The organism is Chitinimonas koreensis (assembly GCF_014353015.1).
Lineage (GTDB): Bacteria > Pseudomonadota > Gammaproteobacteria > Burkholderiales > Chitinimonadaceae > Chitinimonas > Chitinimonas koreensis.
This window is the reverse complement of sequence record NZ_CP060704.1, coordinates 51094-64366: the sequence shown is the minus strand read 5'-3', so window position 1 is coordinate 64366 and position 13273 is coordinate 51094. Positions and strand designations below refer to the sequence as shown.

Here is a 13273-nt window from a genome sequence, read left to right as displayed (position 1 = left end):
GTCGGCGCGCGTTCGGCATGAACGTCGGCCGCGCCTAAAGCGTATATGAAAGAACCCACCGCCAGGCAGTGGGTTCTCCTCGATCATGCAGGCTGCGGGCGGCCGCCATGCGGCGACCGCCCGGCGCGCCGCTTACTTGTAGGCGTCGATGCTCGGGCAGGAACACACCACGTTGCGGTCGCCGTAGGCATCGTCGATGCGGCCCACGCTCGGCCAGAACTTGTTGTCGCGCACCCAGGCCAGCGGGTAGGCCGCCACTTCGCGGCCGTACGGACGTTCCCACTCGCCGATCACCGCGTACTGGGTGTGCGGCGCGTTGCGCAGCGGGTTGTTTTCGGCCGGCCATTCGCCCTGCTGCACCATGTCGATCTCCATGCGGATCGAGATCATCGCTTCGATGAAGCGGTCGAGCTCGGCCTGCGATTCGGATTCGGTCGGCTCGACCATGAAGGTGCCGGGCACCGGGAAGCTCATGGTCGGGGCGTGGAAGCCGTAGTCCATCAGGCGCTTGGCGATGTCGACCTCGGTGACGCCGCTGGCGGCCTTGAGCGGACGCAGGTCGACGATGCACTCGTGGGCGACGCGGCCGTTCTTGCCGGTGTAGAGGATCGGGTAGTGCTCGGCCAGCTTCTTGGCCATGTAGTTGGCGTTCAGCAGGGCGGCCTGGGTCGCCTTCTTCAGGCCGTTGCCGCCCATCATGCGGATGTACATCCACGAGATCGGCAGGATCGAGGCCGAGCCGAACGGCGCCGCCGAGACGGCGGTCTGGCCGCGGTGCGGGCCGTCGATCGGCGCCACCACGTGGTTGGCCATGTAGGGCGCCAGGTGGGCCTTCAGGCCGATCGGGCCCATGCCGGGGCCGCCGCCGCCGTGCGGGATGCAGAAGGTCTTGTGCAGGTTCATGTGGCTGACGTCGGCGCCGATCTCGGCCGGCTTCACCAGCGCCACCAGCGCGTTGAGGTTGGCGCCGTCCATGTAGACCTGGCCGCCGTGGCGGTGGATGGTGTCGCAGATCTCGCGGATCGCCTCCTCGAACACGCCGTGGGTCGACGGGTAGGTGATCATCAGGCAGGCCAGGTTCTTGGAATGCTGCTCGGCCTTGGCCTTCAGGTCCTCGACGTTGACGTTGCCGTTGTCGTCGCAGGCGACCACCACCACCTGCATCGACATCATCTGGGCGGTGGCCGGGTTGGTGCCGTGAGCCGACTGCGGGATCAGGCAGATAGTGCGGTGGCCTTCGCCGCGCGCCTCGTGATAGCGGCGGATCGCCAAGAGGCCGGCGTATTCGCCCTGCGCGCCGGAGTTCGGCTGCATGCAGATCTCGTCGAAGCCGGTGATGGCCTTGAGCTGCTCGCTCAGACCCTCGACCAGCTCGAGGTAGCCGCGGGTCTGGGTGGCCGGCGCGAACGGGTGGATGTCGCCGAACTCGGGCCAGGTCACCGGGATCATCTCGGCGGTGGCGTTCAGCTTCATGGTGCAGGAGCCGAGCGAGATCATGGCGTGGTCGAGCGCCAGGTCCTTGTTCTGCAGCTTCTTCATGAAGCGCAGCATCTCGGTCTCGGTGTGGTGGGCGTTGAACACCGGGTGGGTCAGGATCGCGTCGGTGCGCAGCGCGGCGGCCGGCAGGGCGGCCACGCGTTCCTGGTCGAGCAGTTCGACGTCGAGGCCCTTGGCCGCTTCGCCGACCAGCGCGGTCCACAGCGCCTTGACGTCGGCGCGGCTGGCGCGCTCGCCGAAGCTCACGCCGAGCTGGCTCGACGAGACGTGGCGCAGGTTGTAGCCGGCGGCCTGGGCGGCTTCGAAGGCGGCATGCGCCTTGGCGCCGAGGTCGACCACCACGGTGTCGAAGAAGTGGCGGGTCTGCACCGTCACGCCGACGCGCTTGAGGCCTTCGGCGAAGATCGCGGTCAGGCGGTGGATGCGGTCGGCGATGCGCTTGAGGCCGGCCGGGCCGTGGTAGACGGCGTACAGCGAGGCCATGTTGGCCAGCAGCACCTGCGAGGTGCAGATGTTGGAGTTGGCCTTCTCGCGGCGGATGTGCTGTTCGCGCGTCTGCAGCGCCATGCGCAGCGCCGGATTGCCGGCCGAGTCGACCGACACGCCGATGATGCGGCCCGGCACCGAGCGCTTGTACTCGTCCTTGGTGGCGAAGAAGGCGGCGTGCGGGCCGCCGAAGCCCATCGGCACGCCGAAGCGCTGGGCCGAGCCGAGCGCGATGTCGGCGCCGAGCGCGGCCGGCGACTTCAAGAGCACCAGCGCCATCGGGTCGGTCGCCAGCGCGGTCAGGCCGCCCATGGCCTTGATCGCGGCGATGGCGGACTCGAGGTCGGCGATCTCGCCGTTGACGTTCGGGTACTGGAACAGCGCGCCGAACACTTCGTGGTCCTTCGCTTCGGCGGCGGTGCCGTAGATCAGCTCCCAGCCGAAGGCGCGGGCGCGGGTCTTCATCACGTCGATGGTCTGCGGCAGCGCGTCGCGGTCGACGAAGAAGCGGTTGGACTTGGACTTGGACACGCGGCGGGCCATGGCCATCGCCTCGGCGGCGGCGGTCGCTTCGTCGAGCAGCGAGGCGTTGGCGAGCTCGAGGCCGGTCAGGTCCAGCACCAGTTGCTGGAAGTTGAGCAGGCATTGCAGCCGGCCCTGGCTGATCTCGGCCTGGTAGGGCGTGTAGGCGGTGTACCAGCCGGGGTTTTCCATCACGTTGCGCAGGATCACCTTGGGCGTGATGGTCTCGTGGTAGCCCATGCCGATGAAGGAACGCGCGATCACGTTCTTCGAGGCGATGGCGCGGATCTCGGCCAGCGCCGCTTCTTCCGTCACCGCGTCCGGCAGGCCGCAGGGCGTGCCGCCGAGAATGGCCGCCGGCAGCGTGTCTTCCACCAGCGCGTCGAGCGAGGCGGAACCGACCGTCTCCAGCATGCTGGCGATCTCGGCCTCATCCGGGCCGATATGGCGGTGGATGAATTCGTTGTGGTTTTCGAGGGAGAGAAGCGGCGTCACGGTATGACCCTTGTCGTTTTGCCGCGCCGAGGGGCCGGCGCGGCGATCACAGAAGAGAATGGCAAACCGGCCGCTTGTGGCGACCGGTGAGTATGTACTCGGCTATAGGATGGGCTACGGCCGCAGCAGCAGCCATGCACGAGCGGTAGCGAAGCTCCCTCAGGACCACCCCACGAGTCTCCGACTTCGCGGGGACCCCGGGGGCGGCGAGGGCGGGGGGAGCGGATTCGATCGGCGAAAGATCCGCCGATCGCTCACCGCCCCCGAAGCGCCCGGCCTCGCCGGGGGCCTGGACTGCATGCAGCTCCATCACCGATGGCGATCAATGTTCAGGCACCGATTTCCTTGGCGTACGCCTCGGCGTCCATCAGGCCGTCGAGGTCCGCGGCATTGGCCGGGCGGATCTTGAAGAACCAGCCTTCGCCGTACGGGTCGCTGTTGACCAGGTCGGGCGTGTCGGCCAGCGCTTCGTTCACGGCGACGATCTCGCCGGCGATCGGGGCGTAGACGTCGGAAGCCGACTTCACCGATTCGACCACGCCGGCACCGGCGTCGACCGCCAGCACATCGCCGACCGACGGCACTTCGACGTAGACCACGTCGCCCAGCAGGCTCTGGGCGTGGTCGGTGATGCCCACGGTCACGACGCCGTCGGCTTCGGCGCGCAGCCATTCGTGGCTGGCAACGTACTTCAGATCGCTGGGGATATTGGTGCTCATGGGTCGCTTCCGTGGTGGGGGCGCGGGTCACGCCTAGTTATGGGTCGGCCTGGGCCGGGTTGGCTGGCGCGGATTCTATCAAATCCGTAGCCGCTCCTGCTGCGGGTACAGACACTTGCGTTTCGGATAACGATAACGGCCGCACGGTGACCGGGACAGTCGGGAAAACCCGCCGCGCCCGTCGGCGGTTGCGCGGCCGGGATTGTGCCGCGGACGACGCCGGGGACGCGGGGAATTGCACAAGACACGCCGGCAACGCCGTGCGCCCGGCCATCCGGCGCCAAGGCCGGGGCGAGCGACGCCACGATGTACTTTTTGCGCCTCCGGCGTCCTCCGCGGCGAAAAAAGGCCGCCCTTGCAGACGGCCTCGGCGCCTTACTCGTAGACCTTCTTGCCGTTGCGCACGAACGGCATCTTCACCACGCGGGCCGGCTGCAGCGTGCCGCGCACGTCGACCTCGACCGCGTCGCCGACCTTGACCGCCAGCGGCACGCGCGCCATGGCGATCGAAACCTGCAGCGTGGGCGAGAAGGTGCCCGAGGTGATCTCGCCGTCGCCGGCCGCCGTCGCCACGCGCATATGGCCGCGCAGCACGCCCTTGCCTTCGTAGACCAGGCCGACCTGCTTCAGCCGCGTCGTGCTGCCGGCGGCGCGCTCGGCGCGTTCGGCCTCGACCACGCTGCGGCCGACGAAGTCGCGGTCGGCCGGTTCCCAGGCGATGGTCCAGGCCATGCCGGCGGCCAGCGGCGAGACGCCGTCGTCCATCTCGTTGCCGTACAGGTTCATGCCGGCTTCGAGCCGCAGCGTGTCGCGCGCGCCGAGGCCGGCCGGCACCACGCCGGCAGCGATCAGCGCGTTCCAGAACGGGATCGCCTCGGCGGCCGGCATGGTGATTTCCAGGCCGTCCTCGCCGGTGTAGCCGGTGCGGGCGAAGAACCATTCGCCCTGCGGAAGGCCGACGAACACGCCGAGGCCGTCGATCAGCTCGGCCGCCTCAGGCCGCGCGGCCTTGGCCTTGGCAATGGCGTTCGGCCCCTGGACGGCGATCATGGCCAGGTCGCGGCGCGGCGTCAGCGTCACGCCGAATTCGGCGGCCAGCTTGCCCATCCAGGCCAGGTCCTTGTCGGTGGTCCCGGCATTGACCACCACGCGGTAGCCCCAGCTGGTGCGGTAGACGATCAGGTCGTCGATCACGCCGCCGGCCTCGTTGAGCATGCCCGAGTACAGCGCCTTGCCTTCGAAGCCGAGCTTGGCCACGTCGTTGGCGATCAGCTTCTGGAAGAAGGCGGTGGCCCGCTCGCCGCGCACGTCGACGGCGGTCATGTGCGAGACGTCGAACATGCCGGCGTCGGTGCGCACCGCCTCATGCTCCTTGATCTGCGAACCGTAGTTGATCGGCATCTCCCAGCCGGCGAAATCGACGATCTTGCCGTTGGCGGCCAGGTGGGCATCAAAGAGCGGAGTGCGGTTTGCCATGTTGTCTTCCTCGTGAGAATCGGCTGCCGGGTGGGTAAGCCCGGCCAGTGGGGTGCGGATCGGGTGCTGCGCCGGCGCGACCTGCGGATCGGATCGCTAACGGGGCAGGCTCTTATATACGAAACAGCCGTCGAGCAGGTATTCGCCGGGCGCCACGCGGCCCCCGGGCTCGACCCGGTCGAACGGAACCTCGCGGCCGTCGACCACGATATGGGCCGGGATCGGCTTGCCCTGGTAACTGCCCAGCGCGACGTCGGCCCGCGGGTAGTCGACCACCGGCGCCACGGCGACGGCGGCCGCCTCTTCGCGCGCCGCCTGGGCTGCGGCGGCCTCGCGCGCTTCGCCCTCGTCGGGATGGTCGGGCAGGAGGCGCAGGTAGAGGCTGAGCAGGAAGTGCGGCACGCCGAGCCGGCGCACGCGCTTCTTGTCGTCGACCACGCAGGTGACCGGAAAGCGCGCCTGGCAGGCCGGGCACTCGGCCTGGGCGGCCAGCGCCAGGTGGCTGCCGAGCAGCCGGGCGATGCCGTGCATGTCGGCCGCGTGCAGCACGCGGCCGCAACGCACGCAGGGCTTGGAGAACTGCTTCACCAGCGTGCCGTTGCGAAAGCGCACCGGCAGGAAATGATCGAGGCGTTGGGTCGGGCGCATGGACGATCAGGCCGCAGCGGCCGGCGGTTCGCCGGCGGCCGCGTCGGTGGCCGGCACGGCAGCATCGGGGAGGCCTTCGGCGACATCGGCTTCGGCCTCTTCGGCCGCCTCGGCGATCTCTTCTTCCTCGTCCACCACCGCCACCGGCTCGCCGGCCTCGAGCAGGCGGCATTCGAGCGCCAGGTCGAGGTAGTCGGTCGAGATCAGCTGCAGCTTCACCGGCGTGCCGCGCGCCAGTTCCGGCAGGCCGGCGATGCGCAGCACCAGCGGCAGGCCGTCGAAGCGCACCAGGTCTTCCTTGATCACGGTGGCGCCGATCTCGCGCACGCCCTCCTGCTCGAACCAGCGCAGGCACCAGTAGCGCTCCAGCCGGCCCTGGAATTCGGCGTAGGCGTTGTAGGTCTGGTCGAAGTCGCGCAGCGCGGCGAACAGCATCGGGTCGCGCGCGCCGTAGCGCGGCGGCTCGCCCGACAGCATCGCCAGCAGCTGCTGCTGGTTGATGAAGTCGGCGGCGCGGCGCAGCGGCGAGCTGGCCCAGGCGTACTGGGCGACGCCGAGGCCGACGTGCGGCGCCGGCTGGGTGGTCATGCGCACCCGGCCCATGCTCTGGGCGCGGTAGATGGCCGGGATGCGCGCGTCGGCCAGCTGTTTGCCCCAGGTGCTGTTGCACAGGATCATCAGCTCGGCCACCAGCTTGTCCATCGGGCTGCCGCGCTTGCGCGGGGTGATGCGCACGCGCTTCGTGCCATCGTCGAGCCGGTCGATCGCGAAGCTGTAGTCGGGCCGCTCGACCCGGTTCGGGTCGTGCTTGCCGCGGCCGATCTCGAGCGCCACGGCGAAGCGGTGCAGGAACAGCAGCTCCTGCTTCCACGGGTAGTCGGGGCCGCCGTCGGCCTGGGCCACGGTCTCGTCGTTGAACAGCGGGTCGAGGTCGTGGTGGCGCAGGTTGGCGGCGATGTGCACGCGGTCGAGCCGGCTCTCGGCGGCGATCACCTGGAAATCGGCGTCGACGGTGACGTAGAGGCTGACCGCCGGACAGTCGCGGCCCTGCGCCAGCGTGAACGCCTCGACCACCGCGTCGGGCAGCATGGTGATCTTGTCGCCGGGGAAGTAGACCGTGCTGAGCCGCGCCAGCACCACCTGTTCCATGGTCGAGCCGGCCGCCACGCCGAGCGTCGGCGCGGCGATATGGATGCCGACGCGGGTCAGGCCGCCGTCGAGCGGCGTGACCGACAGCGCATCGTCGATCTCGGTGGTGGCTGCGTCGTCGATCGAGAACGCGCGCACGCCGGCATCGAGCAGGTCGGCCGGCGGCGCCGGCAATTCGATGGCCGGGAAGCCGGTGCCCTTGGGGAAGTATTCGGACAGGAAGCCGTCGAGCAGCCAGGCCTCGACGTCGGGGATCGCGCCGACGCCGGCCAGCAGGCGCAGCGGCGACTTCTGGGCGGCGTCGGCCGCGGCGGCGACCGCCTTCCATTCGATGGTGTTCTTGTCGGGCCGGTGCAACAGCGCGCGCACCTGCGAGCGCAGCGCCTCGGGCAGCTTGCCGGCGGCCAATTCGGCCTGCCACTCGGCCATCAGCGCGGCCTCGCGCGCCTTCTTCTCCTGGCCGGCCTTGGCCGCGCGCAGGTTCTCCTCGGGCGCCGCCTTGTAGCGGCCGCGGCCCTTGCGATAGAAGTACATCGGCGCGCCGTGCAGGCGGATGCACATGGCGGCCGCTTCGAGCGGCGCCGGGTTGGCGCTGAAGTATTCGCGCGCCAGGTCGAGGAAGCCGAACTCCTCGCCGCCGGCCACTTCCCACAGGAAATCGAGATCGAGCTCGGCAGCCATCGCCTCGGCCTGGGCCATGAAGTCGGCGAGGCCAATCTTGTCGAAGCGCAGCCGCACGTCGTGCGCCTTGATCTTGCTGCGTTTGCCGCGCGCATCCTCGATCTGGAGGGTGGCGTCGGTCTCGCTCATGATGGCGGCGACCTTGAAGTCGCCGCTTTCTTCGTAAAAGACGTTCATGCGGAGCCGCCCGGGCGGGCGGTCGGAGGGGTGGCGGAAGGGCCGGGATTATACCCGAGGGCCCTGCCGCCGGCCGGACCGGCCGTCTTGGGCGAGTTCGGCAAGCATGCTTGCGATCCCTTGCGTAGCGGACTATCGAATCATCCGCTGCAGGCTACCAATGGCGCGACGAGCGCCAGCGAGGCTCCCTCGCGGCGGCGAGGGCGGGGGGAGTCGGGATAAAATCGGGGTGAGCCGGTGGGTGGAGCACTCACCAACCGCAAGCGCCCGGCTTTGCCGGGTGCCTGCACATCCGGCCGAGCCTTCAAGGCCGTCCTCACAACCCCAAGGCTCACATCCCGCCGATCTTGAAGATCCGCACCAGCGGGCTGCTGCTCTCCGGCCCGAACCAGCGGTTGAAGATGCGCGCCGCCTCGCCGCTGCGCTCGGCCTCGACCAGCGCCTCGTTGACCAGCTTGAGCATGCGCGCCTCGCCCTTCTTCACCGCCATGCCGTAGGCCTCGGTCGACAGCGAGAACACCGACAGCTCGTACTGCGCGCGGTTGGGCAGCCGCGCCAGGAGGCCGGCCAGCGCCGGCTCGTCGGCGGTGACGCCGTCGACCTTGCCGCTCTGCAGGAAATCGACCGCGCGCTGGGTGTCGTCCATCGAGACCAGCATGGCCTTGGGGAACAGTTGCTTGAACTGGGCCTCCGACGTGGTGCCGCGCGCCACGCCGATGGTGCCGCCGTTCAACGCGTTCGGGTCGGCGAAGCGGCCCTTCTTGGCCAGCACCTTCTGGCCGGTGACGAAGTAGCCGTAGGAGAAGTCCACCTGGCGCTCGCGTTCGGCGGTCTTGGTCATGGTGGCGGCGATCAGGTCGACCTTGCCGCCCTTCAGCAGGCCGATGCGGTCGGCCGGATCGAGGTTCTGCACCACGATCTGCACGCCGAGCTTCTTGGCCACCAGCGCGGCCATGTCGATGTCGTAGCCCGAGATGGTCTTGTCGCGGTTGACGAAGCCGAACGGCGGCGCGTCGGCATTGGCGCCGACCCGCAGCTGGCCGCGCGCCTTGATGTCGTCGACCAGGTCGGCGTGGGCAGGGGCCTGCAGCAGCGCGAACGCGGCGCCGGCCAGGAGGAAGGAACGAAACATGGGGGAATTCTCCGGACAAAATGAAAACGAGGCGGCCGCATGCGGTCGCCTCGTTCTTGTGATTCGGGCCCAGCCTTCAGCCGGACTCTATGCTCACATCATAGCGAGCGGCCGCTCGCTCGGCTGTTGCCGTTTACCCCAGCATGGCCCGGCCGAGCCGATGCGGCCCGGGCGGGTACATCGCATACAATCGGCCCAGCCCCACAGAAAGCCCACCATGTCGTCTTCGCTGCTCGCCGGACTCAATCCCGAACAACTCGCCGCCGTCACGCTGCCCGCAGTGCCCGCCCTGATCCTGGCCGGCGCCGGCTCGGGCAAGACGCGCGTGCTGACCACCCGCATCGCCTGGCTGCTGTCGACCGGCCAGGCCAGCCAGCATGCCATCCTGGCGGTCACCTTCACCAACAAGGCGGCCAAGGAGATGCTGACGCGCATCTCGGCCCAGCTGCCGGTCAACGCGCGCTCGCTGTGGGTCGGCACCTTCCACGGCCTGTGCAACCGCCTCTTGCGCATGCACTGGCGCGACGCCGGCCTGCCCGAGGCGTTCCAGATCATGGACAGCGCCGACCAGCTGGCCGCGATCAAGCGTCTCCTGAAGGCGCTCAACGTCGACGACGAGAAATACCCGCCGCGCGACCTGATGCACTTCATCAACGCCAACAAGGAAGAGGGCCGCCGGCCGCCCGAGGTCGAGGCCTGGGACGACTACACCCGCATGCTGCGCCAGCTGTACGAGGAGTACGAACGGCAGTGCCGCCGCGAGGGCGTGGTCGATTTCGCCGAACTGCTGCTGCGCAGCTACGAGCTGCTGCGCGACAACGCCGCGCTGCGCGGCCACTACCAGGCGCGCTTCCGCTACATCCTGGTCGACGAGTTCCAGGACACCAACCGCCTGCAGTACAAGTGGCTCAAGCTCCTGGCCGGCAAGGACGACTACGCCGGGCTGATGGGCCGGATGGCCGGCGACGCCGCCCAGGCGCCGACCGCCGCGGTGTTCGCGGTCGGCGACGACGACCAGTCGATCTACGCCTTCCGCGGCGCCAACGTCGGCAACATGCGCGACTTCGAACGCGACTTCAAGGTCGACACCATCATCCGGCTGGAGCAGAACTACCGCTCGCACGGCAACATCCTCGACGCCGCCAACGCGCTGATCTCGCACAACCGCGGCCGGCTCGGCAAGAACCTGTGGACCGAGGAGAGCGCCGGCGACCCGATCCGGGTGTTCGAGGCCGCCACCGACTTCGAGGAGGCGCAGTTCGTGGTCGACGAGGTGCGCCAGCTGCACCGCGAAGGCACGGCGCTGTCGGACATGGCGCTGCTGTACCGCTCCAACGCCCAGTCGCGGGTGCTCGAACACGCGCTGTTCCAGGCCGGCCTGTCCTACCGCGTCTACGGCGGCCTGCGCTTCTTCGAACGGCAGGAGATCAAGCACGCGCTGGCCTACCTGCGGCTGATCAACAACCCGGACGACGACAACGCGCTCCTGCGCGTCATCAACTTCCCGGCCCGCGGCATCGGCAACCGCACGCTGGAGATCCTCGGCGAGACCGCCCGCGGCACCGGCGCCAGCATCTGGCAGGCGGCCTGCTCGGGCGGCGCCGGCCGCAGCGCCGCAGCGGTCGGCAAGTTCATCCAGCTGATCGAGGGCATGCGCGCCCAGGCCGACGGCCTGACCCTGCCCGAGCTGGTCCAGCTGGCGATCGAGCAGTCGGGCCTGATCGAGCACTACCGGCTCGACAAGGAAGGCCAGGACCGGCTGGAGAACCTCGAACAGCTGGTCGCCGCGGCCGACCGCTTCGTGCAGGAGAACGAGGACAGCGTGGTCGACTTCCTGACCCAGGCCAGCCTCGAGGCCGGCGAGCACGAGGCGGCGCCGGGCCAGGACGCGCTGCAGCTGATGACGGTGCACGCCGCCAAGGGGTTGGAATTCCACGCGGTATTCCTGACCGGCGTCGAGGAGGGGCTGTTCCCGCACGACAACAGCCTGAACGACCCCGAGTCGCTCGAGGAAGAACGCCGGCTGGCCTATGTCGCGATCACCCGCGCGCGCCGCCGGCTCTACATCAGCCTGGCGCAGAGCCGCATGCTGCACGGCCAGACGCGCTTCTCGCTGGCCTCGCGCTTCCTGTCCGAGATTCCGCAGGATCTGCTGAAATGGCTGAACCGCGGCTACGCGCCGGCGGCGATGCCGAGCCGGCCGGCCGAGAAGAAGGCGCCCGAGCACGGCCTGCGCGTCGGCGCCAGCGTCGAGCATCCGAAGTTCGGCCGCGGCGTGGTGGTCGACTACGACGGCAGCGGCAAGAATGCCAACGTGCAGGTGAACTTCGGCGCCGCCGGGGTGAAGTGGCTTGCGCTTGAATATGCGCGACTTACACTGGTGAATTGACGCCCGGTCGTTTCGACCGGGCCAACGGCGGGCCGCGGCAAGGCGAACAAGCCAGCCGCGCAGCCGGTGCACCGCGGCGTGCGCCGGCTGCGCGGCAAGACTCGCGCTCGCCGGATCGGAGGATTCCATCATGGCAGAGACTGCCGGCAATTCGGCCCTGTTCGCCGCGGCGCGCGCCGCGCGGGCCGGCAACAGCGAGGAAGCCACGGCCGAGAGCATGCAGCGCGCTTTCGCCCCGGCCGCCAACATCGACTACGCCAGCAAGCGCTTCATGGTGGTCGACGCGGTGCAGGAGATGCGTTCGGCGATGAACGCCACGCTGTCCACCTTCGGCGTGACCAAGATGGACTACGCCCATCGCGCCACCGAAGCGATCGGCATGATCAAGCGCGGCGACTACGACGTGATCCTGGCCGACTTCGACCTCGGCCACGGCTACGACGGCCTGCACCTGCTCGAAGAGCTGAAGCTGCGCAACCTGCTCAAGCCCTCGGCCATCTTCATGGTGGTGACCGGCGAGCGGCGCATGCGGATGGTGATCTCGGCCGCCGAGCTGGCGCCCGACGACTACCTGCTCAAGCCCTTCACCGGCGAGGAACTGAAGCAGCGGCTGGACCGGGTCTACCGCAAGAAGGCCGAGTTCGACGTGCTCGACGCCGCCATGCTGAAGGAGGACTACTTCAAGGCGCTGAACGAGTGCAACGAGCGCATCGCCCGGCGCGATCCGTTCACCGTCGACTTCCTCAAGATGAAGGGCCGCATCGCGCTGACCATCGGCGACCATGCGCTGGCGCGCGACACCTACCAGGCGGTGCTCGGCGCGCGCGACATCCCGTGGGCGCGCATGGGCCTCGGCAAGGCGCTGTTCCACCTGAAGGACTACGCCGGCGCGCGCGAGATCTTCGAGGGCCTGCTGGCCGAGAACAACCGCATCATGGAAGCCTACGACTGGCTGGCCAAGATCCACCAGGCCGAGCACGAGCTGCCCGAGGCGCAGGGCGTGCTGGCGCGCGCGGTCGAGCTGTCGGCCGCCAACGTGTCGCGCCACAAGCGGCTCGGCGAGGTGGCGATGAAGAACGGCGACTTCGCCACCGCGGTGAAGTCCTACCAGCAGACCGTCGGCATCGCCAAGTATTCGTTCTGGCGCGACGCCGGCGACTACGCCTCGCTGGCCAAGGCCCACCTCGGCGCCGGCGACGTGATGGAGGCCGCCAAGGTGGCCGCCGACGTGCGGCGCGAATTCCGCCACGACGGCAAGGCCGAGCTGCTGGCCACCGTGATGGAGACCCAGGTCGCCCACAAGCAGGGCAACGACAAGCGCGCGATCGAACTCTTGGGCAAGGCGCGCCAGCAGTTCGCCGGCATCGCCGACGAGGTGCCCGACCATTTCTCGCTCGAGCTGGCCGAGGCCTGCTACGCGCTCGGCGAGGACGAGGCGGCCGGCGAGATCGTCAACAAGGTGATCCGCAACCACCACGAGAATTCGGCGATGCTCGACCGCGTCACCGACATGTACGCCCACATCGGCCGCGCCGACCTCGGCCAGGAGATGATCGAACGCAATGCGAAAGCGATCGTCGAGATCAACAACGAGGCGGTGCGCATGGCCCAGGCCGGCGACCTCGAAGGCGCGGTGCAGAAGTTCATCCAGGCGGTGAACGAGATGCCGGCCAACATCCAGGTGATGCTGAACGCGGTGAACGCCATGCTGGCCTACGTGGCGCGGCTGGGCTGGCACCAGGGCCACATGGACATGGCCCAGGCCTATCTCGACCGGGTGAAGTCGCTCGAACCGGCCAGCGTGAAGTACCTGAAGCTGCGCGAGGCGTTCAATACCACCAAGCGGCGGTTCCGGACCTGAGCACGGCCCGGCCCGTACACGGAACGAAAAGGCCCACTTGC

The 13273-nt window shown here is 68.9% G+C and carries 8 protein-coding genes; 2 read left to right on the top strand and 6 right to left on the bottom strand.

What is annotated here, in order from left to right; translation table 11 throughout:
• Positions 1-132: 132 nt before the first annotated feature.
• The 6 genes from gcvP to H9L41_RS00240 form a co-directional block, all read right to left on the bottom strand.
• Positions 133-3000, bottom strand: a complete 2868-nt coding sequence (gene gcvP / locus H9L41_RS00265; RefSeq protein WP_028447236.1) for an aminomethyl-transferring glycine dehydrogenase — start codon at positions 2998-3000, stop codon at positions 133-135.
• A 329-nt stretch (positions 3001-3329) separates the two neighbouring features.
• The gene (gcvH, locus tag H9L41_RS00260; RefSeq protein WP_028447238.1) at positions 3330-3719 is read right to left on the bottom strand and encodes a glycine cleavage system protein GcvH; all 390 of its coding nucleotides are present in this window, start codon (positions 3717-3719) and stop codon (positions 3330-3332) included.
• 375 nt (positions 3720-4094) lie between these two features.
• Positions 4095-5195 (bottom strand): glycine cleavage system aminomethyltransferase GcvT, encoded by a 1101-nt coding sequence (gene gcvT, locus H9L41_RS00255; RefSeq protein ID WP_028447239.1) that lies wholly within the window; start codon positions 5193-5195, stop codon positions 4095-4097.
• A gap of 96 nt (positions 5196-5291) precedes the next feature.
• Complete coding sequence (locus H9L41_RS00250; protein ID WP_028447240.1) at positions 5292-5843, bottom strand: hypothetical protein; 552 nt, start codon at positions 5841-5843, stop codon at positions 5292-5294.
• A gap of 6 nt (positions 5844-5849) precedes the next feature.
• Complete coding sequence (locus tag H9L41_RS00245; RefSeq protein ID WP_051319257.1) at positions 5850-7850, bottom strand: ribonuclease catalytic domain-containing protein; 2001 nt, start codon at positions 7848-7850, stop codon at positions 5850-5852.
• 331 nt (positions 7851-8181) lie between these two features.
• On the bottom strand, positions 8182-8982 hold the full coding sequence (locus H9L41_RS00240; RefSeq protein ID WP_051319258.1) for a transporter substrate-binding domain-containing protein: 801 nt from the start codon (positions 8980-8982) through the stop codon (positions 8182-8184).
• A 217-nt stretch (positions 8983-9199) separates the two neighbouring features.
• Here H9L41_RS00240 and H9L41_RS00235 point away from each other — a divergent pair, with 217 nt between their 5' ends.
• The gene (locus H9L41_RS00235) at positions 9200-11371 is read left to right on the top strand and encodes a UvrD-helicase domain-containing protein (protein WP_028447242.1); all 2172 of its coding nucleotides are present in this window, start codon (positions 9200-9202) and stop codon (positions 11369-11371) included.
• 130 nt (positions 11372-11501) lie between these two features.
• Positions 11502-13232: a tetratricopeptide repeat-containing response regulator gene (locus tag H9L41_RS00230; protein ID WP_028447243.1), complete on the top strand. Its 1731-nt coding sequence runs from the start codon at positions 11502-11504 to the stop codon at positions 13230-13232.
• Positions 13233-13273: the final 41 nt, after the last annotated feature.